Origin of the sequence: Tsuneonella aeria, from assembly GCF_009827495.1 — a bacterium.
In the GTDB taxonomy this organism is placed as follows: domain Bacteria; phylum Pseudomonadota; class Alphaproteobacteria; order Sphingomonadales; family Sphingomonadaceae; genus Tsuneonella; species Tsuneonella aeria.
Genome location: NZ_WTZA01000001.1, coordinates 1953093 through 1973825, shown reverse-complemented (window position 1 = coordinate 1973825; position 20733 = coordinate 1953093). Strand labels below are relative to the sequence as shown.

Sequence of the window (20733 nt, the reverse complement as noted above, 5' to 3'; positions counted from 1 at the left end):
GCCCTAGCGCGCACGTCCGCCGCGGTTCGGCGCGCGCACGGCTTCGACGGCGACGGATCCGAGGTTGACCCGCGAATCCGCCCAGATCCCGGCCGCACCGAGGCTTGCGGGCGGAGCGAGGGCCACCCGGCGCAGGTTCGCCCGCCGGACCGTAACCGCGCCGTCGAGACCGCCGCCGACGTAAATTCCCGCGATGCGCGCATCGGACCCGGTCACATCGAGCGAGATGCCGCGCATCGTGCCGACCGAGGGATTCTCCTTCTCGATCCGCACGATCTGGTCCACCGGATAGCCGGCGCTGCCGCTGCCGTCATAAGTGAGCTGGATGTCGACATCCTCGATCGACCCCGGCGCCCCCACGTTGCGGATGCCCAGATCGACCGCCGCTGTGGGCATGACCCCTTGGGAATGCGCGCGCGCCTCTATCACGATGTCACGCGCCGTCACTCCGCGAACCTTCGCGCCGCGGCCCGTGCTGATCGCGACTCCGCGCGCAAACAAGAAACCGCCGGGATCGGTGAGCCGGATCGAACGGAGCGTCACGTTCTCGACCAGCCCGTTGCGCCAGTCGTAGACAAGGGCCCCCGGCTTGATGAAGCAGACCATCTGGCACCGGTCCGCCACGACGTTCTCGACGAGGACGTTGCGCACGATACCCGGCCCGCGATGCTCGGCGCTCGAACCGACTTCCGAACCGATCGAGACCGCTGCGGCGTAGCCGCGGACGGTGCCGTTGCGGATCACGATGTTCTGGGTAATCGTGCCGGGCGCCTTGATGGCGAAGGCGTCGTCGCCGCCCATGTCGCGTCGCAGGGTCGAGACGAGTTCGAAGTTCGCGAACGTATGGTCGGACCCGCTGACGAACAGGCCGTTCGATCCGTCGAGCCTCAACCCGTCGAACGTGCAACCACGCGATGTTGCGCGCAGATACCCCTGGTATCCGCCCGCCATGGGCCGCTTGATCAGCGACAGGTTATCGAACCGGCAGTCGGAACCGGATATGTCGAGCAGGTAGCTGTCCGCGCGCCCCCGGGTCTCGAGCAGGGTGAGGTTGCGCATGGTCAGACCGCGCGCGCCGGGCGCGACCACGATGCGAGTATCGCGCAGCGTCCCGCCATCGCCTTCGATCGTGATGTTGCTGCCCCGCACCACCGCGACTCCGGCCCGGTATGTGCCGCCGATCCGCAATGTCCCGCCGCCGCGCGCAGCAAGCGAATCGAGTGCCCGTTGCAGCGCCACGGTGGCGTCGCCCCCCGGCCGCACGCCCAAGTCCGCCAACGAGACCGAGCCCTCGGCTTGCGCCGATACGCGCGAACATGCGCCTGCCGTCGCTACAGCAGCCACTATTCCGGCTACGAACCGTCGGCGGGGAAGGGTGGGGAAAGAGCCGGTCATGCTGGCAGATGTCGCATCGGTTGCGTTCACCGGGCCTGAACGCCTCGCTACCCGCCGTTCAGGTTGCGGCCCGTCAGGTTCCGGTCAGGCTGACCTGCCGCACCGTCCAGTCCGCTCCCTCCCCGTCTGCCGGGATGGCAACGACGAACCGCAACCACCCCCACTTGCACGACGGTGCCGGCACCCGCGCGGGCAGGCGGCTGACCGGCACAGAAACCAGCATCTGCGCATTCCCGGCGCACCGCAATTCCACCGACAGGTCGTCGCGCCGTCCCGACTGGGTCGCCACCTCGGCGCCGATCGCCAGCGGCTGCGATGGCAATGCGACGAGTTGCTGGGCGACGGTACCGCGCGATCCCGGCAGGGCGCTGATGACGATGCCGCCGCCCGTCCCCTGGAACCCGGCACCGTAGTCGCCGTTGCTGGTCATCTCCCACCCGAACGGGATGACCGCATCCTTCTGGCGGAAATCCGGATCGCGAACGAGATTGCCCGAGCCCGGCGTGCCGACCGAGCGCAAGGCGGGAAACAGCCCGGCCGCCAGGCGCGCCGCATCGTCGTAACGCGCCTGTCCGGCCAATCCGGCGACCAGCAGGCGATCGACTTCCGGATCGACTGCGCCGCCACGCCCGGCGTAGCCGAGCCGCAGGGACACCGCGTTCTTCAGCCCCACCGGAGACTGGGCGACCTGCCGCCAGAAAGGGGAAACCCACGGTGCATCCTGCGCCAGCAGGTCGAGGAAGATAGGCTGCAGCGACCGATTGCCCGCATAAGCCGCCATCTGCGTGAGCAACGGGCCTTGCGCGGCGGTGTCCTGCCGCAGGATTTCGTCGAGCAGGCGCAAGGCAGGTTCGTCCTTGCCCGCCTGTGAAAGGCGGGAAATCAGCTCGGTGTTGACGATTATCGAACGCCTCGACAGCGCGTGGGCCGCCTCGAGCGTGCGCATGGCCTGGCCGGAATCGCCCTCCGCACCCGCGTTGGCCAGGATCGCGACCGCTTCGGGTTCCAGCGGTTCGCGGGCGTACGCTGCACGCGCATGGGCGATCGTCGCCGCGTCGGGGGGAAGGATCGGGTTGCGGGAGCGCGCGCGTGCCAGCGCGAGCTGGAGCTCCGCTTCCTTCGCGAGTGCCTGACCATCGAGCGGGAACGCCTGCGCCGCGGCCATCGGATTCAGCGCGAAGCCAGCCTGCGCGAAAGCGGCGGCGCCGACGACGACTGCCAGCACCAGGCCAACCAGAGCGATGAAGATCGACCGCACGGGGTCAGCCTTCTGCGGCGGCGGCCGTATCCCGTCCGTAGCCGTATCCGTATCCGTAGCCATAGCCGTAGCCATACCCATAGCCGCTGTTCTTAGATTCCCACTTTGTCACGAGCACGCCGAAGACATTGGCGCGGGCCGCGTCGATGCGGTTGATCGACTGCTGGATCTGCTGCACGCGCACGCCGTTCATCTCGACGGTGTAGACGACGCCTTCGGTCGCCTTGGCGACCAGCGGCACGTCGGCGATGCCCAGCACCGGCGGCGCATCGATCAGGACCACGTCGAAGACCTTGTTCGCTTCCTGCACGAGCAGGGGCAGGCGGGGCGACAGCAGCAGTTCGCCCGCGTTGGGCGGCTTGGGCCCGGCTGCCAGCAGCGACAGGTTGGCGACCCCGGTCTCGGTCAGCAGCCGCTCGTCGAAATCGTCGCCGGTGAGATAGTTCGACAGGCCATGGCGGTTCTCGACCCCGAGCAGCTTGTGGCTCGAACTGTTGCGCATGTCGGCATCGACCAGCAGCACGCGCTTGCCGGTGCGCGCTAGCGAACGGGCGAGCGCGACCGTGGAGTTCGACTTGCCTTCGTTCGGCCGCGTGCTGGTGAACAGGATCGACCGCGGCACGCCGTGATCGGTGAGGAACGACAGGTTCGTCTGCAGCGACAGGAACGCCTCGGCAATGTCGGACTTAGGATCGACGATCTCGTCGCCGATCCGCTCGTCCTCGACCCATGGAATGACGCCGAGAAGCGGCAGACCCAGGCGATTGGGAACGTCGCTCGGATCCTTCAGCTTCTGGTCGATCTGCTCGAGAGCGATGACCACCAGCAGCGCAAGCAGGAGCCCGAAGACCAGCGCCACGAGCAGGTTGAGCAGGATGTTGGGGCTCGACGGCTTTGAGGGAACCAGCGCCGGATCGACGACGGACACGTTGTTGCTGGCAACGCCCGCGACGCCGATTTCCTTGTAGCGCTGCAGCAGCGCATCGTAGAGCTGCCGGTTCGTATCCACTTCGCGCTGGTAGATGTTGTACTGGATCGACGCAGCCTTTTCACCGGTGAGCGAGGACTTCAGCGCGTTGACCCGGGTTTGCAGCGCAGCTTCGCGCGATCGCGCCGCATCGTAGGCCTGTTGCGCCTCGGTCCCGGCGCGCGAGGTTTCCTCGGCAATGGCCCGGTCAAGCGTCTGCAACCGCGATTGGGCTGCCTGCACTTCGGGATAGCCCGATTCGAAGCGCGCGCTGAGCTGTGCGAGCTGTGCCGCGGCATCGGCGCGCGACTGGCGAAGGGTCGCCAGGGTCGGATTGGACAGGCGCGACGGCCGCTGCGCGCGCAGGGTGCTTTCGGCCGCGATGCGCGCTTCGGTCGCGCTCGTGAGCGCCTGATTGAGCGCTTCGAGGTCGATCGACGTGAGCGTCTTGTCGGGCTGCGACATGCCGCCCGCATCCTGGTTCTGCGAAAGGGTGACGATGCCTTGCGATGCGGCGTAATTGACCAATTCGCGCTCGGACGTTTCCATCTTCTCGCGCAGATCCGCGAGGCGGGTCTCGAGGAACTTGCGCGCGTCCTGCGTGGAATCGAACCGGCGGCCGAGGGTCGAGGCGATGAATTCCTCGACATAGCTGTTGGCGATCTGCGCACTCAACTCGGGATCCGGGCTTTCGAACTGGATATCGACGAGGCTCGAACCGCGGATGGGCGCGATCGTGAGGTGTTCGACGAGCAAGTCAGACGCACGGCGCAGCTGTGCCGCCCGGTCGCCGGCGGCCACCGTGTTTCCGCTCGCCGCCGCACCGGGGTCGCGCCCGAACATTTCGAAGAAGTGCGCGTTCGACGCCAGGTTAAGCCGGCGCGCGACGCGCTCGGCCAGCGAACGCGCCTGCAGCAGCGCATACTGAGTCTGATAGAATTCCTGGTCCTCGCCCGAGTCGACCTTGCTGACTTCCTGGACGTTGGTGACCTGTTCGCCCTGGCGGTCGATCTGGATGCGCGCGGTGGCCTTGTAATACGGCGTCGCGAGCAGCGACAGCACCAGGCCGAGCGCAGCGGTAGCCACGACGATCGCGAGGATCGTCCACCGGCGGCGCAAGATCGCGTGCCAGTAGGAGACGAGCGCGGGCACTCCGTTCGACTGGGTGAACGTCGCGCTCTCGGACGCCTCGTTCAGGTCGGAATATGTGTACTGGTTCATGTCGACCGGCGACCTAGTTGTTCTGCAGCAAGAGGATGAGCGGCGTGGTCAGCAGCGGAACAATCTGGAGCACGTCCCTGAAGAGGCGCCGTTCCTTGCTGTCGCCCACGACGATCACGTCGGACGGATAGACTTCGGGGTCGATGTAATTGCCCCGACGGATGGCATCGAGATTGTAGATGCCGATGTAGGTCTGGTCGCCGACCTCGCGCCGGACGATCACGTCCTTCAGCTTGGCGAACTCGGCCGTTCCGCCGGCGAGCGCGACCGCCCGCTGCAACGTGAGCCGGCCGACCAAGGGATACATGCCCGGCTTGACCACCTGACCGTCCACGGTGAGAGTCTGGTTGTACGATTCCTCGACATTAACGGTGACTTGCGGGTTCTTGACGTAATTAGCCCGCAACCGCTGTTCGATGTCGGCGGATACCTGCGCCGGGGTGCGCCCCGCGGCGGTGACGGTGCCGACCAGCGGGAACGACAGCTGGCCCGCGCCGTCGACCTGCGCCTCGCGCGTCATCTCCGGCACGCCGAACACATCGATCTTCAGCTTGTCACCGGGGCCGATGTAGAAATCGCGCACGGGGCTAGCGTAATCGAGAGCGGTCGGCGCGGGCATCTCGCCGCTCAGCTGCTGGACCCCGGGCGCCATGGCGAAGGGCTTGGGCGACGTCGCGCACCCGGGCAGGGCGAGTACCGCCGCTGCGCCAGCCAGCATCATCAACCACTTGCTCATCATCGGGAAACTCCAGTCCAGCCGCGCCCTAACCCAAGTCGGGCACGTGGTAAACACAGCTTGATAGGGCAGACTTTCAGCCCGGGCGGCCGGCCCTGCCTCCACCTGAGGCGCGCGGCATCGCCGCGATCACCGCACCGTCGCGCATGGCGAGAACCAGGAGCACGAACAAGGTCACCGCTACGGGCACCCGCATCGGATAGTCGACCAAGGACGATACGGCGACGGCAGCGAGCGGGAATGCCAGCGCGACGCGTTCGAGCGTGGTCAGGCTCCGCACCTGCCACAGTCGCGCGGCCGACCGCACCACCCACACGACCATGATCGCCAACGCCGCGAGGCCCAGGAGGCCATGATCGAGCAGAACCTCTAGCCAGTCGTTGTGCGCATGGTTGAGGTAATACCGCGACAGCGCGCCCATCGGCTCGAACATCTTGTAGGCCTTGTCGAACGATCCCGCGCCGGTGCCTAGAGCCCAGACGCGCCCAAGCATCTCGAGAAGCGTCGGGAGAGCCTTGAAGCGCATCTCGTCCTGCGCGCTGGTGGTGACGACGGCCGCCAGGCCGCTGGCCCGGCTCGCCAGGCCAAACAGCCCTGCACCGGCAACCGCGATCGTCGCCGCCACCGCCCCGCCCAGGACCACGCTTCGCGGCAGCGGCCGCCTCCCCGGCGACGCAGGACGCCGTTCGGCGAGCCCCGCCAGAGCAGAGCGGAGCAGCACGGCGAAGGCAATCGCCGTGGCCGGTATCGCCAGCGCGAGGCCGGCGCGCGAGGCGGTCAGCACCACGACGAACAGGAACAATGCCGCCATCAGGGAACCGGGCAGCAGTTTCGCCTTGTTCCTGCGGTCGCGCCGGCTGCCCCAGAACGCGGCCAGCGGAATTGCCGAGACGAGAAGGACCGCCTGATGATTGGCATTGGACAGGAGCCCCACCGGCTCCCCTGTGTTGGTCACCGCGTATAAATACAGCGGCCCCTCCGGATTGCCGAGCAGCTGCGCGATCGCGAGCAAGGCGCTGGCGACAGCGAAACCGAGCCAGAGCTTGATGACGACGAAGCGGTCGCCGGGTTCGAGCGCGCCGTAGAGAAGGATGGCGGCGACCGGGATGGCCAGCGAGAACAGCGCGTTCCACGTCCCCGCCGGCGACAGGGTGAGCGGCCGCCACGCGCTCTCCATCCCCACAAGCGCATCGATCCGCACGACCGCTTCGCGCGCGGGCAGGGCGTGCCACAGGCCCGGGGGCAGCGGGATCAGTTGCACGGCCACGATGATCGCGAGAAACCCCGCCAGCGCCAGCGGACCGCCGACCCGGGCCAGCGAACCGCGCGGCGCGGCCATGATCGCGTAGGCCGCAAACAGCACGGCGAGCGGGCGCAGGACCACCAGCGAAAGGATATCGGCCCGCGCCCCGCCACCGGTCAGAGCGACCACGACGAAGAACGCCACCATCGCAAGCAGCCGGGCGCGCGCACCGAACGCCGCCGCACTGCGTGAATCCCGATTGGCGATCATTCAGGAAGCCCTGGCTTGCGTGTTCGACGGAGACAACTGGCGGACCGCGCCGGCGGTCCGGGCGTCGGCGGCGGGCGCATACCCGTCGACCAGTTGCGCAAGCAAGCCTTTAATGGTCGCGCCGTCGGCACGCTGCGCCGCTTCTTCCAGCGCAGCGATCGATCGACGCAGTTCGTCCCACGGCACGAGCTGTTCGTGCGCGCGATAGATTCGCGGATGGTCGGTCGGCCGGGCTTCGGCTTCGACAAGAAGTTCCTCGTAGAGCTTCTCGCCCGGCCGCAGTCCGATCTCGACGATCTCGATGTCGCCCTGGGGGTTGGCGGCGTCGCGCACCGAGCGGCCGGACAGCCGGATCATCGACACGGCCAGATCGTGGATGCGCACGGATTCGCCCATCTCCAGCAGATAGACTTCGCCGCCGGATGCCATGGCGCCGGCCTGGATGACCAATTCGGCAGCCTCCGGGATCGTCATGAAATAGCGCGTCACGGCCTTGTCGGTGAGCGTAACGGGCCCGCCTTCGGCAATCTGGCGGCGGAAGTGGGGCACGACCGAACCGGACGAGCCGAGCACGTTGCCGAACCGGACCATGGAAAAGACCGTCACCGATCCTTCGCGCGCGGCGAGCGCCTGGAGGATCAGCTCGCACACCCGCTTGCTGGCACCCATGACGTTGGTCGGGCGGACGGCCTTGTCGGTGCTGACGAGAACGAAGCGGTCGCACCCCGCTTCCATCGCGGCGAGCGCGCAATAGAGCGTGCCGGAAATGTTGTTGTGCACGCCCGCGACCGGATTGCTCTCGACCAGCGGGACGTGCTTGTAAGCCGCCGCGTGGAACACCGTCTGCGGCCGGTAGCGGGCGAACAGGCGGTCGACCGCATCGCGGTTCACCAGCGTACCGAGTTCCGCGACGACATCGACGGTCAGGCCCTCCGCCGCGGAGATGCGCCGCAATTCGCTGTCGATCTCGAACAGCGCGGCCTCGGTCATGTCGAACATGATCAGCCGGGTGGGTCGCAGGCGCACGACCTGGCGGCACAGCTCGCTGCCGATCGATCCGCCCGCACCTGTCACCAGTACCGTGCGCCCGGCGATGGCGCGTTCCATCAATGCGACGTCGGGCGGCACCTGTTCGCGCGACAGGAGTTCGGTGATGTCGATTTCGCGCAAGTCGTTAATGGAAACCTCGCCGGCGACCATCGCATGGATCCCGGGAAGCGACTGGACGTGCACCTCGTAAGCCTTCAGCCTGCTGACGATCCGCGCTCGTTCGCTGTGGGTAATGCCGGGCATTGCCAAGAGGACGAGGTCGAGCTGCGATTCTGCGAGCTGCTTTTCGAGCGCTGCGCCGCTGGAGATCGGCGTTCCTTCCAGGCGCTGGCCGTGGAGCGAGGGTTCGTCGTCGGCGAACGTGACCAGGCGATAGCCGCGTTCGTGATGCAGCGAGATCGCGAGCTGACGCCCGGCGGTGCCGGCACCGTAGATCGCCACGCGCTTGGGCGCCTCTCCGCCCTCGAGCATCTCGACGAGGACGAAGCGGGCAACGATCCGGCTGACCGCGACGGTGACGAACAGGATGATCGGGAAGATCCCGCTGACGGTGCGCGGCACCCCCCGCATGCTGATGAAGCCGAACACGATCACCAGCAGCACCATCACCGTCAGGCACGCCCGAGCGATCTGGCTGAAGCCCTTGGGTCCGTGGAAGCGGAAGACGTTGTTGTAGACGCCCCAATAGGCGAACACGGCCAGCGAGGCGACCGTGGCGGTCGCGGTGAAGATCGCAAACGGCTGGGTCACGACCTCGAACGTGCCGAGGCGCAGTGCGAACGAAAGCCAGCTCGCAATCAACGCGGCGAGCACGTCGCTGGACGCGGCGACGACCTTCTTGACGCGGCGACTGGACCGCAGGGTCGCGCTCACCAGCGGCGCCACCTTCGCGACGAACCAGTTGTTGTATTGCCCGCTCATCTGCCGCCCCGATCGTCGCGCCCTGTTGTTCTGGGCTTCCCGCACCACTCGGGCTGGGAAACGCGCCCCTTTCCATTCCGCCAGATTGATGGGCGATGAAGCACGCTCATGCTGCGGATGCCAGCCCGAGATGCGCCATCATGGCGTCGTTGACGCGGTCGACCGCGTAAACGTCGGCGCAGCGGCGATAGGCCGCCTCCCCCATCGTCTCGCGCAAGTCCGGGTCTTGCGCCAGCCGTGCCATCGCCGCGGCCAGCGCGTCGCTGTCTCGAGGCGGCACCAGGAAACCGCTTTCGCCCTCGACGATCGATTGTCGGCAGCCGGGCACGTCGGTGGTCACCACCGGGCGGCCGCTCGCCATCGCTTCCAGCACGGTGCGCGGCATGCCTTCGCGATAGGACGGAAGGACATAGACACTGCAATCGGCGAGCGCTCCGCGAACGTCGGACAGAGGGCCAAGATATTCGACGCCCGCCCGCTGGAATTCGGCCATTTCGCTTTCGGGAATGCCGTCGGGCCCTTCGTCGAAGAACCCGGCGAGCGCAAAACGCGCAGTGCTTCCGCCGGCGATCAGCCGGGCAGCGGCGGATGCATATTCGCGCACACCCTTGTTGCCCAGCAGCCGCGCGATCATCAGGAAGCGCGCCCTGGGCGGCAGCGGGGTCCGCGGATAATCCGCCATGTCCACCCCGGAACCGTCGACAAGCCGCGCCTTGGCGGGATCGGCCAGGGCGCCGGCGGCCACGAAGTCGTCGCGGTCGTCGCAGTTTTGGAAGATCACCACCCGGTTCGCCGCGGTCGCGGCGCGCCACAGCGCGATCGATAGCCGCCGGACCACCGACTGCCGCACGCTGCCGCTGTCGATGAAGGCATAGCCGAGCCCGGTGACGAGCGACGCGGATTCCACCCCCGCCAGCTTCGCCGCGAGCGAACTCCAAACGCACGGCTTGATCGTGTACCCCAGCACCAGATCGATCTTCTGCGCCCGGATCAGGGCGAAAAGGCGCCGGAGGTAGCCGAGGTCGGCCAGGGGGTTCTGGCCGGTGCGCTGCATGAACACGTCATGCGGCGTCACGCCCATCGCGCGCAGTTTCACGGCGATATCATCCGTCAGCCCCGGCGCACTGGCGTGCACGCGATGGCCGCCCGCCACCATCCGGCGCAGCAGCGGTCCGCGAAAACCGAGCAGCGAAGGGGCGAATGAAGCATTGACGAGGATGGTGCGCGCCGTCATCTGACCGCCCCCTAGTCAGTCCATTTTTCCAACGCAACGGCGCGTCCGGACCCGCACCCGGTGCATCGCTGCCTTTTTCGGAGCGGCAATGCTCGGCACATTGATAGCCCCTTGGCCTGCGTACGACGAGGAAGAAGCCGACGCCGTTGCCGCGGTGATCCGTTCGGGCCGCGTCAACTACTGGACGGGGGAGGAAACTCGCGCGTTCGAACGCGAGTTCGCGGCCTTTGCCGACTGTTCCCATGCCGTCGCGGTCGCCAACGGGACGCTGGCGCTCGACCTCGCCTTGAAGGCGCTGGGCATCGGCCCGGGGGACGAGGTCGTCGTCACCCCGCGCACGTTCATCGCTTCGGTGTCGAGCGTCGTCAGCGCCGGCGCGACTCCCGTATTCGCCGACGTCGACCGGGACAGCGGCAACATCTCGCCCGCCACGATCGCCCAAGTGCTGAGCGAACGGACCCGCGCGATCATCCCCGTCCACCTGGCGGGGTGGCCGTGCGACATGGAGGGCATCGGCGCGCTGGCCGAGCCGCGCGGGATCGCGGTGATCGAGGATTGCGCGCAGGCCCACGGCGCGCGGATCGACGGGCGCTCGGTCGGCAGTTTCGGCGCGGTCGGGGCGTGGTCGTTCTGCCAGGACAAGATCATCACCACCGGCGGCGAAGGCGGCATGGTCACATGCGCCGACGAAGAGCTGTGGCGAACGATGTGGGCCTTCAAGGATCACGGCAAATCGTACGCCGCGGTTTACGAGCGGGAGCATCCCCCGGGCTTTCGCTGGCTGCACGAAAGCTTCGGCACAAACTGGCGGATGATGGAGATGCAGGCCGTGATCGGCCGCATCCAGCTCGGCCGAATGGATCGCTGGCGCGCCCGCCGCACGGCCATCGCCGCAACCTATCGCGAGGCATTGGCGCGCTTCTCCGACGCGGTGCGGGTGCCGGTGCCGGACGCCCGCTGCACCCACGCCTGGTATCGCTTCTACGCCTACGTCCGCCCAGAAGGGCTGAAGCCAGACTGGACGCGCGACCGGATTGTCGAGGAGACGGTGCGCCGCGGGGTCCCGCTGTTCCAAGGCTCTTGTTCGGAAGTCTATCGCGAAAAGGCGTTCGATGGCACGCCGTGGCGTCCGGCCCAGCGCCTTCCCGAGGCGGTCGAACTCGGCGAGACGAGCCTGATGTTCCTGACCCACCCGACGATGACCGACGCGGATGTGGAGCGGGTCGTGGCCACCGTGACCGGCGTCCTGGCGGAGGCAGTTCGCTAGCGCCCGCTCACCGCCCGGCGAGGGGGCGCGAGGGATTGCCGGCGACGACCGTGTTCGGCGCCACGTCGCGCACGACGACTGCGCCCATCCCGACCGTGGCGCTTTCGCCGATGGTGATGCCCTGCCGGATCATCGCGCCCGATCCGATGTAGGCCCCGTCGCCGATCGTGACGTTGCCGTTGCAGCGCACGCCCGGGCCGAAGGTCACGAAATCGCCGATCCGGCAATCGTGCTCGACATAGGAGGCGATATTGCAATGGAAATGCGATCCGATGCGGATGTTGCTCGTCAGGGTGCACCGCGACGAAAAGAGGCACCCTTCGCCCCAAGAAACGTCGTCCATCACCAGCAGGTCGGTTGCGCAGACGTCGAAGAATGCAAGGCCCGCATCCGCGCAGCGCCGGGTGATCGCACGGCGGGCGGCAGGGTCGGCCACCGCCACCACGATGCGCGGATCGGGCATCGCGGCAAAGGTTTGCAATGCCATCACACGCTGGCCATTGACGGTTGCCACCGTCGGCGCGTCCTCCACGAAAACGGCGCGCGCTCGATCGGGCAGCAACGGCATGATCCCCCGGCCGCAGCCGCCGCTGCCGAAGATGCCGAATGTCGGTCCCGGACAGGTCAATTGCCGGTGAACCGGGGCATGGTCGCTTCGCCCGTGGACGCGATCCCGTCGCGGCGCAGCACTGCCTTCACCGTGAGCCACAGGATCCTGAGGTCGAGCAGGAACGAGCGGTTGTCGACGTACCAGACGTCGGCGGCGAACTTTTCCGGCCAGGTGAGCGCGTTGCGGCCGGTGACCTGCGCCCAGCCGGTAACCCCCGGACGCACTTCGTGCCGGCGGTTCTGTTCGGGCGAATAGAGCGGCAGATAGGCCATTAGCAGCGGTCGCGGGCCAACCAGGCTCATGTCGCCCTTGAGGACGTTCCAAAGCTCGGGCAGTTCGTCGAGACTGGTCGAGCGGAGCAGGCGCCCGAATGCCGGCAGTCGGTCCGCGTCGGGCAGTAGCTGCCCGTCGGGCCCGCGTGCATCGGTCATGCTGCGGAACTTGACCATATTGAACGGCTGCCCGCCCCTGCCGGGACGGACCTGGTGAAAAAGGACCGGGCTGCCCAGCTTGATTCGCACGACGAGCGCCACGACGAGCAGCAGCGGACTCAATGCGATCAGGGCCGCGGCCGCCACGGCGATGTCGAACGCTCGCTTCATTGCCGCGCGACATAGCCCGGGCCCGCGCCGGCCTTCAATCCTGAAGTGCGGTTGCGCTGCCGACGGGACACCCGTAAGGGCGCGGGGCTTTTCAGATGGGTCCGACCGGCACGCGCCAATGCAGAACGATTCCACCACCACTGTCACCGTTCTCGGCCTGGGATATGTCGGGCTGCCGTTAGCCGTCACGCTGGCGAAGCAGTTCACGGTATGCGGGTTCGATGTCGATGCCCGGCGCGTCGAGGAACTGCGTGCCCATCACGACCGCACGCGCGAGATCGACGCCGATTGCCTGGCGGCATCGAGCCTGTCCTTGACCGACGCGCTGGCCGATTGCCCGCCATCCGATTTCTACATCGTCACCGTTCCCACACCGATCGGTGCGGAAAACCGCCCCGACCTGTCGATCGTGGAAGCGGCCTCCCGCTCGGTGGGCCAGCTCCTCGGCCCGGCAGTGGCAGCCGGCAAGCGCCCGATCGTGGTGTTCGAGAGCACCGTGTATCCCGGCGTCACCGAAGACATCTGCGGGCCCATCCTGGAACGCGAATCCGGCCTGTCGTGCGGCACGGACTTCTTCCTCGGCTACAGCCCGGAACGGATCAATCCCGGCGACCGCGAACACACCATCGACCGCATCACCAAAGTCGTCTCCGGCCAGACCGAAGAGGTGCTCGATAGGGTTGCCGACCTCTATGGCGCAGTAACGTCGGGCGGCGTGTTCCGTGCCGCGTCGATCCGGGCTGCCGAAGCGGCCAAGGTGATCGAGAACGCCCAGCGCGACATCAACATCGCCTTCATGAACGAGATCGCCCAGATTTTCGCCCGAATGGACCTGTCGGTGGGGGATGTCCTCGCCGCGGCGCGTACGAAATGGAATTTTCTGCCGTTCGAGCCCGGGCTGGTTGGGGGACACTGCATCGGCGTCGATCCCTACTACCTGTCGCACCGCGCCGAGCAGCTCGGTCACCACCCGCGCGTTATCCTTGCCGGGCGGACCACGAACGATGGCATGGCCCAATGGGTCGCGGAGCGGCTCCATCAGGCGCGCAAAGAGCGAACGGGAAGCGTGCTCATGCTTGGCCTGACTTTCAAGGAGAACGTGCCTGACTTGCGCAATTCGAAAGTTGCCGATCTCGTCGCCAAACTTGTGAGCCTCGGACACGGAGTGACCGTCCACGACCCGCAAGCGGACGCTCGCGAAGCGCACGACGAATACGGCCTCACCCTTGATTATGATGCCATGTCCCGCAGCTACGATCTCGTGGTGCTCGCCGTGCCCCATCGCGACTACCTCGCCATGTCGACCGATGCCCTGCGAGCAACCGTGGCGCCAGGCGGCACGCTGGCGGACCTGAAAGGCGTGCTCGGCGCCGACGCGGACTGGAGGCTCTAGAGCGATGCGCAAGGTTCTCGTGTCCGGCAGCGCCGGGTTCATCGGCTTTCACCTCTCGCAGCACCTGCTCGACGAGGGATTCGCTGTCGTCGGTTACGACGGCATGACGGATTACTATGACGTGCGAATCAAGGAGCGGCGGCACCAGATGCTGCTACAGAACCAGCACTTTTCGGCGCACGTCGGCATGCTAGAGGACTTCGACAAGCTGCGCGGGCTTGCACTAGCCGAGAAGCCGGACGTCATCGTCCATCTCGCCGCACAGGCCGGCGTTCGCTATAGTTTAGAAAACCCGCGAGCTTACGTCGAAGCCAATATCGTCGGCACATTCAACGTAATGGAATGTGCCCGCGAACTGGGCGTCGAGCATTTGCTCATGGCTTCGACGAGTTCGGTCTACGGCGCAAACGAAAACATGCCGTTCCACGAGCGCGAGAAGTGCGACACCCAGCTCACGCTCTATGCCGCGACCAAGAAGGCGACCGAGAGCATGGGCCACTCCTATGCCCACTTGTGGAACCTGCCGGTCACGATGTTCCGCTTCTTTACGGTTTACGGTCCCTGGGGCCGGCCCGACATGGCGCTGTTCAAGTTCACCAAGGGAATCCTCGAGGGGACGCCGATCGACGTCTACAATCACGGCGAGATGTTCCGCGACTTCACCTATGTCACTGATCTGGTACGCGGCATCCGTCTGCTGATCGACGCGGCCCCAGTGCTTCCCGAGAACGCAGGAATGATCGATTCTTGGGACAGCCTCAGCCCAGCTGCCCCGTTTCGCGTGGTCAACATCGGCAACAACGACAAAGTGCGGCTGGAAGACTTCGTCGACGCGATCGAGGAGGAGTGTGGCCGTAAGGCGATACGCCACTACATGGATATGCAAAAAGGCGACGTGCCTGCCACCTGGGCGGACGCGACCTTGCTGGAGCAACTGACCGGGTATCGCCCGCGGACAGGTATCAAGGACGGCATCAGTCAGTTCGTTTCCTGGTACCGCGAATACTATCGCGTCTGATCATTTGGTCGGCGCAGGAACAACCAAGATAAAGAGGGTGTAATGAAGATCGCGATGGTGGGTTCAGGTTATGTCGGTCTGGTTTCCGGCGCCTGCTTCGCCGACTTCGGCCACGAGGTTGTGTGCATCGACAAGGATGCCTCGAAGATCGATCTGCTCGAGGCCGGGGTAATGCCGATCTTCGAGCCCGGTCTCGAAGCGCTGGTCGAAACCAACGTCAAGGCCGGCCGGCTTTCGTTCACCACCGACCTCGCCGAAGGCATCCGCGGCGCGGCTGCCGTGTTCGTAGCCGTCGGTACGCCGAGCCGGCGTGGTGACGGCCATGCGGATCTGTCGTTTGTCTACGCGGTCGCGCGCGAAGTGCGCGAGAACCTCGAGCAGGACACCGTCGTGGTGACGAAATCGACCGTCCCGGTCGGGACTGGCGATGAAGTCGAGCGCATTATCTCGGAGACCGGCTCCCGGCACCGCGTGTCGGTCGTCTCCAACCCCGAGTTCCTGCGCGAGGGCGCCGCCATCGGGGACTTCAAGAGGCCCGACCGCATCGTCATCGGCGCCGAGGACGAATTCGGGCGCGAGGTGATGCGCCAGGTTTACCGCCCGCTGTTCCTCAATGAATCGCCGATGCTGTTCGTCAGCCGCAGGTCGAGCGAACTGATCAAGTACGCCGCCAACGCCTTCCTCGCGACCAAGATCACCTTCATCAACGAGATGGCCGATCTGTGCGAGAAAGTGGGCGCCAACGTACAGGACGTGAGCCGCGGGATCGGCATGGACAACCGCATCTGCCCCAAGTTCCTCCACGCCGGCCCCGGCTATGGCGGCAGCTGCTTTCCCAAGGACACGCTCGCGCTGCTCAAGACCGCCGAGGATTACGCCAGCCCGGTGCGAATCGTCGAGGCGGTGGTCGCGGTCAATGAAAGCCGCAAGCGCGCGATGGGCCGCAAGGTCCTCGATACGATCGGCGGGCTCGAGGGCGCGCGGGGGAAGAAGGTCGCCTTGCTGGGCCTGACCTTCAAGCCGAACACCGACGACATGCGCGACAGCCCCGCAATCGCCATTGCCCAGACGCTCACCGATGCCGGCGTGACAGTCGCGGCCTACGATCCCGAAGGAATGGAACAGGCCCGCCCGCTGATGCCCCTGGTGGAAATGTGCACCAGCCCATACGACGCGATCCGGGATGCCGATGCGGTTGCGATCGTCACCGAGTGGGACGCGTTTCGCGCGCTCGATTTCAATCGCGTCAAGGAACTGGCCAAGGCGCCGGTGCTGGTGGACTTGCGCAACATATATCGCCCGGAAGAGGTGCGCGCTGCCGGCTTCGCCTATAGCAGCATCGGGCGCGACTAGCGCGCGGCCTCATCGCAGAAAAATAGGAAAGATGGCCAACGTTTTCGAACCCGCCGCCTGCCCGGTCCTCGTCACCGGGGGTGCCGGCTATATCGGCAGTCACGCCGTACTCGCCTTACGCGAGGCGGGGCACCCCGTTGCGGTGATCGACAATCTTTCCACGGGCTTTCGCTTCGCGGTGCCCGAGAACGTGCCATTTTTCGAAGGCGATATCGAGAATACGGCGCTGTTGGCACGGATTTTCGCCGCGCAAGGTACCCGAGCGGTGATGCACTTCGCCGGATCGATCGTGGTGCCTGAATCGGTCGAGAACCCGCTCAAGTACTATCACAACAACACCGCCAAGAGCCGCGCGCTGATCGAGGCGGCGGTGACCGCGGGCGTGCCGCATTTCATCTTTTCCAGCACCGCGGCGATCTATGGCGTGCCCGATGTGGATCGGGTGAACGAGGACTGCCCGCAGGTCCCGATCAACCCTTATGGCTGGTCCAAGCTCATGACCGAGCGCATGCTCGCCGACACCGCGTTCGCTCACCCGATCAACTACTGCGCGCTGCGCTATTTCAACGTCGCGGGCGCCGATCCGCAGGGCCGCACCGGCCAGTCCACCGCTGGCGCCACGCATCTCATCAAGGTCGCGGTCGAGGCGGCGCTGGGCAAGCGCGATCGCGTCTCGGTATTCGGGACCGATTTCCACACCCCCGACGGAACGGGTGTGCGCGATTATATCCATGTCTCGGATCTCGCCGCCGCACATGTCGATGCGCTTTCGGCACTGATCGCCGAACCGACGCGTTCGCTGCAGATGAACTGCGGTTATGGCCGGGGCTTTTCGGTGATGGACGTGCTCGACGCGGTCGACCGCGTCACCAACTGCTCCATCGAGCGCAGGCTGGAGCCGCGCCGCGCGGGCGACCCGGCCCGCCTGGTGTCCGACAACGCGCGTATTCTCCAGACTCTACCATGGGTGCCGCGCTACGACGACCTGGATACCATCGTCCGCGACGCGCTGGCATGGGAAGAGCGATTGAGCGAGATCAGGGTTGAGCAAGCGTAATCGGCGCTCACTCAGAAGAGGGCTCGACCCTGTCGCGCCTGGCGACTGAGGAGTGAGCCAGCATACGGGTTCAGCCAAAGTTAATATTGCGGTCGCGAGACCGATGCCGCAGCTCTCGTCGCCGAATGGGACGCGTTTCGCGCGCTGGACTTCGAGCGCATCAAGAATCTAGCCAATGGCCCGGTACTGGTCGATCTGCGCACAAACTATGCCCCGTCATTTGCGCCGTCGGCTTCGAATACATCAGCTTTGGGCGCGATTGAGCTTCTCCCTAAACGCGCAGCCAGCAGTTTGACGATGCGAGTGGCGGAATGGCCGTCGCCGAATGGGTTGTGGGCGCGCGCCATCGCCTCGTAGGCCGCCGGATCGTCGAGCAGGCGGACGGTCTCGACCACGATCCGATCGGCATCGGTACCCACCAGCTTCGCCGTTCCCGCTTCGACGCCCTCGGGGCGCTCGCTCGTCTCGCGCATCACGAGCACCGGCTTGCCGAGCGCGGGCGCTTCTTCCTGCACCCCGCCGCTGTCGGTCAGCATCAGGGTGCTGATCGCGAGCAGACGCGCGAAGTGCGGGTAATCGAGCGGTTCGATGAGCGCGACGTTATCGAGACCCGCTAGCCGTTGGTTCATCACGGCACGCACGTTGGGATTGAGATGGACGGGGAAGATGACGGCCACATCGGGACGGTCGGCAAGACGGCGAACTGCCGAGGCGATCGCTTCCATGCCCTCGCCCAAATTCTCCCGCCGGTGGCTCGTCATGCCGACGATGCGCTTGCCGGCGAAGCGTTGCTCGATTTCTCGCAAGCCTGCCGCTAACTGCGGCTCCTGGGCGATCCGGGCGGTCACCCAGTGCAGCGCGTCGATTACCGTATTGCCGGTCGTATGGATGATCGCGGGATCCACGTTCTCCCTCCGGAGTGCTGCAGCAGCCGTCTCGGTCGGCGCGAAGTGCAGCGAAGCGAAACTGCCGATAATCTTGCGGTTCACTTCTTCGGGCCACGGGTGGTGGATGTTGCCGCTGCGCAGGCCTGCTTCGACGTGAGCGACTGGGATTTTCCGGTAGTATGCGGCGAGCGCCCCGGCCATTGCGGTTGCTGTATCGCCCTGAACCACTACCCAGTCGGGCTTCTCGCTATCGAGGACTCGGCCGATGCCCGTGAGCAGGCTCGCGCTCAGCGAATCGAGCGTCTGGTCGGGACGCATAAGATCGAGATCGTGATGCGGGACGATCCCAGCTATCTGGAGCACCTGGTCCAGCATTTCGCGGTGCTGCCCGGATACGCATACGCGTCCATCGAAGTGCGGGTCGGCGTCGAGCGCGTGAACCAGCGGGAAGCATTTGATCGCTTCGGGCCTGGTGCCGAACACGATAAGAATCTTGATCGGAACTGTCATGGCGGGCGGACTAGGGTCCGCACAACTGGCTGGCAATGGCCGGCGCTACGCGGCATTGACCCCAGGCGGCGCGGCGTCAATCCTCGGGCGGCTGCGCGAGTGTAGACGCGTCTGCTCCGGACGGCGCGGTTTCACCGGGCACCGCAGCCTCGCGCTCCTTTTCGAGCCGCTCCATGTACTGCTTTTCCAAGCTCTCGACGCGGGCCTGGGTTTCCGCTGCATCGGCATCGATGGTCGATAGGCGTTCGGCGCGCGCGGCTGCGATGAGGTCGCTGAAGCGCGCTTCCGCACCGTCGCGCCGGTCGGCGAAGGCGGCATTGATCAACTGCTGCGTGCAGCCGGTGAAGCCGCCAGCCCCGGCAGGCGAGCAGGACATCGTGCCGAAACTGCCCAGCATGTCGAGCTTTTCGACCCGCCGCGCCCACGCCATGTTGGCCGGATCGTCGCTGAAGCGGAGCACTTCGGGAATGCGATAGCGGTCGGCCTCCGGCAGGCGCGCGACCACGACGATCTCGTCACCCTGCGGTGCGGCAACCGCGTCGTCGCCGTAGACGATCACCATGCGGACCTTGTCGCCACCGGCATCCTGTGCCGTCGCCGGCGCGGCAAGGGCGGCGAGAGCCAGCAGGGGCAGCACGATGAAACGGCGGGTCATGGGATCAATCCTTGGCAATGTGCGCCCGAATAGGGGCGTGCGGCACTGAACACCTGCTGAAGCGCACCAGTGGCGCGGCCGGTTCCCTCACACCTTTTCCGACAGGCGGATGGCGATGCGGCAGCCGAGCCGGATTGCGCCCGACAGCAATGGGTAAGCGGGTGCGCGCTCCGCACCGGCGGCCAGCGCCGCCGCCTTGTGCTCGCGCTCGTCCTCGCGAAATTCGGAGATCATCGCGGCAAGCTCGGGATCGTCGCCGGATTTCTCCAGCTCGTCGAGCTGCGCCGAATAATGGCGGTCGATCTCCTCCTCGACGGCGGCGGTACAGGCCATCGCGGCTTCCGGACCGATCAGCGCCGTCGCGGCGCCAAGCGCGAAGCCCGCGGCGGACCAGACCGGCTGCAGTGCCGTCGGCCGCACCCCGCGCGCGGCCATCAGGGCGTTGAAGCGGGCATGATGGTCCGCCTCCTGCCGTGCCATCGCGGCAATCTCGCCGGAATGCGGTGCGCGGTTGCCCATGACCGCCAACTGCCCGGCGTAGATGCGGGTGGCGCCGTATTCGCCTGCCTGGTCCACGCGAACCATCCGTTTGCGGTCGGTCGTCATGCCTTGCGCCTCAACAACAGGAGTATGGCGATCCCGGCCACCGCCGAGATGAGGAAATTCCACCCGGCGAGCGAGATGCCCATGAGGCTCCACGGTGTTTCGTCGCAACGCACCAGCGGCGCATTCATGATCGCATCGAGCGGATCGCCGCCGCCGAGGGAGACCGTGCTGCAGGCGGTCAGGCCCTCCCACCAGCCGTATTCGACGCCCGCGTGAAATGCCCCGATTCCGCCCGACACCAGGATGGCAATCGCGGCGAGTGCGATCCACAGCCGTCTCGGCTGCGCCACGGTCGATAGGAGCGCCAGGCCGACCGCTGCGAAGTGCGGGTAGCGCTGCCACCAGCACATCTCGCACGGAGGAAGCCCGAAACCGTATTGGGACACGTACGCACCGCCCAGCAGCAGGGCGGGCACGGCAAGGGCCAGCCGCTGGGCCAGCAAGGTCGACGGGGATGGCGGCGTCATCTGCGCGGTGCGG

The 20733-nt window shown here is 66.4% G+C and carries 18 protein-coding genes; 5 read left to right on the top strand and 13 right to left on the bottom strand.

Annotated features, from left to right (window positions below; all coding sequences use genetic code 11):
• Positions 1-3: 3 nt before the first annotated feature.
• The 7 genes from GRI40_RS09710 to GRI40_RS09680 form a co-directional block, all read right to left on the bottom strand.
• Entirely contained in the window at positions 4-1278 is a 1275-nt protein-coding gene (locus GRI40_RS09710) for a glycoside hydrolase family protein (RefSeq protein WP_160611129.1), read from the bottom strand.
• 190 nt (positions 1279-1468) lie between these two features.
• The gene (locus GRI40_RS09705) at positions 1469-2716 is read right to left on the bottom strand and encodes a hypothetical protein (RefSeq protein ID WP_160611128.1); all 1248 of its coding nucleotides are present in this window, start codon (positions 2714-2716) and stop codon (positions 1469-1471) included.
• Positions 2658-4841 (bottom strand): GumC family protein, encoded by a 2184-nt coding sequence (locus tag GRI40_RS09700; protein WP_160611127.1) that lies wholly within the window; start codon positions 4839-4841, stop codon positions 2658-2660. Before GRI40_RS09700 ends, GRI40_RS09705 begins: the two co-directional genes overlap by 59 nt.
• Positions 4842-4854: 13 nt before the next feature.
• Positions 4855-5580 carry a polysaccharide biosynthesis/export family protein gene (locus GRI40_RS09695; protein ID WP_160611126.1) on the bottom strand — a complete coding sequence of 242 codons (726 nt, stop codon included), beginning with the start codon at positions 5578-5580 and terminating at the stop codon, positions 4855-4857.
• A 73-nt stretch (positions 5581-5653) separates the two neighbouring features.
• Positions 5654-7090, bottom strand: coding sequence for an O-antigen ligase family protein (locus tag GRI40_RS09690; protein ID WP_160611125.1), 1437 nt, complete (start codon positions 7088-7090; stop codon positions 5654-5656).
• Positions 7091-9061, bottom strand: coding sequence for a polysaccharide biosynthesis protein (locus tag GRI40_RS09685; RefSeq protein ID WP_160611124.1), 1971 nt, complete (start codon positions 9059-9061; stop codon positions 7091-7093). It abuts the gene before it with no gap.
• Positions 9062-9167: 106 nt separating this feature from the next.
• Complete coding sequence (locus tag GRI40_RS09680; RefSeq protein WP_160611123.1) at positions 9168-10295, bottom strand: glycosyltransferase family 4 protein; 1128 nt, start codon at positions 10293-10295, stop codon at positions 9168-9170.
• A gap of 88 nt (positions 10296-10383) precedes the next feature.
• Between GRI40_RS09680 and GRI40_RS09675 the strand changes: the two genes are divergently transcribed.
• On the top strand, positions 10384-11562 hold the full coding sequence (locus tag GRI40_RS09675; protein ID WP_160611122.1) for a DegT/DnrJ/EryC1/StrS family aminotransferase: 1179 nt from the start codon (positions 10384-10386) through the stop codon (positions 11560-11562).
• 7 nt (positions 11563-11569) lie between these two features.
• Here the strand turns inward: GRI40_RS09675 and GRI40_RS13715 are convergent, their stop codons facing one another.
• Both GRI40_RS13715 and GRI40_RS13710 read right to left on the bottom strand, forming a co-directional pair.
• The gene (locus GRI40_RS13715) at positions 11570-12190 is read right to left on the bottom strand and encodes an acetyltransferase (protein ID WP_202390179.1); all 621 of its coding nucleotides are present in this window, start codon (positions 12188-12190) and stop codon (positions 11570-11572) included.
• Complete coding sequence (locus tag GRI40_RS13710) at positions 12187-12774, bottom strand: sugar transferase (RefSeq protein WP_202390178.1); 588 nt, start codon at positions 12772-12774, stop codon at positions 12187-12189. The genes GRI40_RS13715 and GRI40_RS13710 overlap by 4 nt, the downstream gene beginning before the upstream one ends.
• 118 nt (positions 12775-12892) lie before the next feature.
• On the opposite strand from GRI40_RS13710, the gene GRI40_RS09665 reads away from it, so the two are divergent.
• The 4 genes from GRI40_RS09665 to galE are packed head-to-tail and all read left to right on the top strand — an operon-like array spanning position 12893 to position 17595.
• The gene (locus GRI40_RS09665) at positions 12893-14167 is read left to right on the top strand and encodes a nucleotide sugar dehydrogenase (RefSeq protein WP_160611120.1); all 1275 of its coding nucleotides are present in this window, start codon (positions 12893-12895) and stop codon (positions 14165-14167) included.
• Between the two features lie 4 nt (positions 14168-14171).
• Positions 14172-15185, top strand: coding sequence for an NAD-dependent epimerase/dehydratase family protein (locus tag GRI40_RS09660; protein WP_160611119.1), 1014 nt, complete (start codon positions 14172-14174; stop codon positions 15183-15185).
• 42 nt (positions 15186-15227) lie between these two features.
• Positions 15228-16538 (top strand): UDP-glucose dehydrogenase family protein, encoded by a 1311-nt coding sequence (locus GRI40_RS09655; RefSeq protein ID WP_160611118.1) that lies wholly within the window; start codon positions 15228-15230, stop codon positions 16536-16538.
• Between the two features lie 31 nt (positions 16539-16569).
• Positions 16570-17595, top strand: coding sequence for a UDP-glucose 4-epimerase GalE (gene galE / locus GRI40_RS09650; RefSeq protein ID WP_160611117.1), 1026 nt, complete (start codon positions 16570-16572; stop codon positions 17593-17595).
• Positions 17596-17801: 206 nt separating this feature from the next.
• On the opposite strand, the gene wecB is transcribed toward galE, so the two are convergent.
• From wecB to GRI40_RS09630, 4 genes are all read right to left on the bottom strand, one after another.
• Positions 17802-18992 (bottom strand): non-hydrolyzing UDP-N-acetylglucosamine 2-epimerase, encoded by a 1191-nt coding sequence (gene wecB, locus GRI40_RS09645; RefSeq protein ID WP_160611116.1) that lies wholly within the window; start codon positions 18990-18992, stop codon positions 17802-17804.
• A 76-nt stretch (positions 18993-19068) separates the two neighbouring features.
• Positions 19069-19647, bottom strand: a complete 579-nt coding sequence (locus GRI40_RS09640) for a hypothetical protein (protein ID WP_160611115.1) — start codon at positions 19645-19647, stop codon at positions 19069-19071.
• An 87-nt stretch (positions 19648-19734) separates the two neighbouring features.
• Positions 19735-20253 carry a demethoxyubiquinone hydroxylase family protein gene (locus tag GRI40_RS09635; protein ID WP_160611114.1) on the bottom strand — a complete coding sequence of 173 codons (519 nt, stop codon included), beginning with the start codon at positions 20251-20253 and terminating at the stop codon, positions 19735-19737.
• Complete coding sequence (locus GRI40_RS09630; protein WP_160611113.1) at positions 20250-20720, bottom strand: disulfide bond formation protein B; 471 nt, start codon at positions 20718-20720, stop codon at positions 20250-20252. The genes GRI40_RS09635 and GRI40_RS09630 overlap by 4 nt, the downstream gene beginning before the upstream one ends.
• Between the last annotated feature and the right edge of the window lie 13 nt (positions 20721-20733).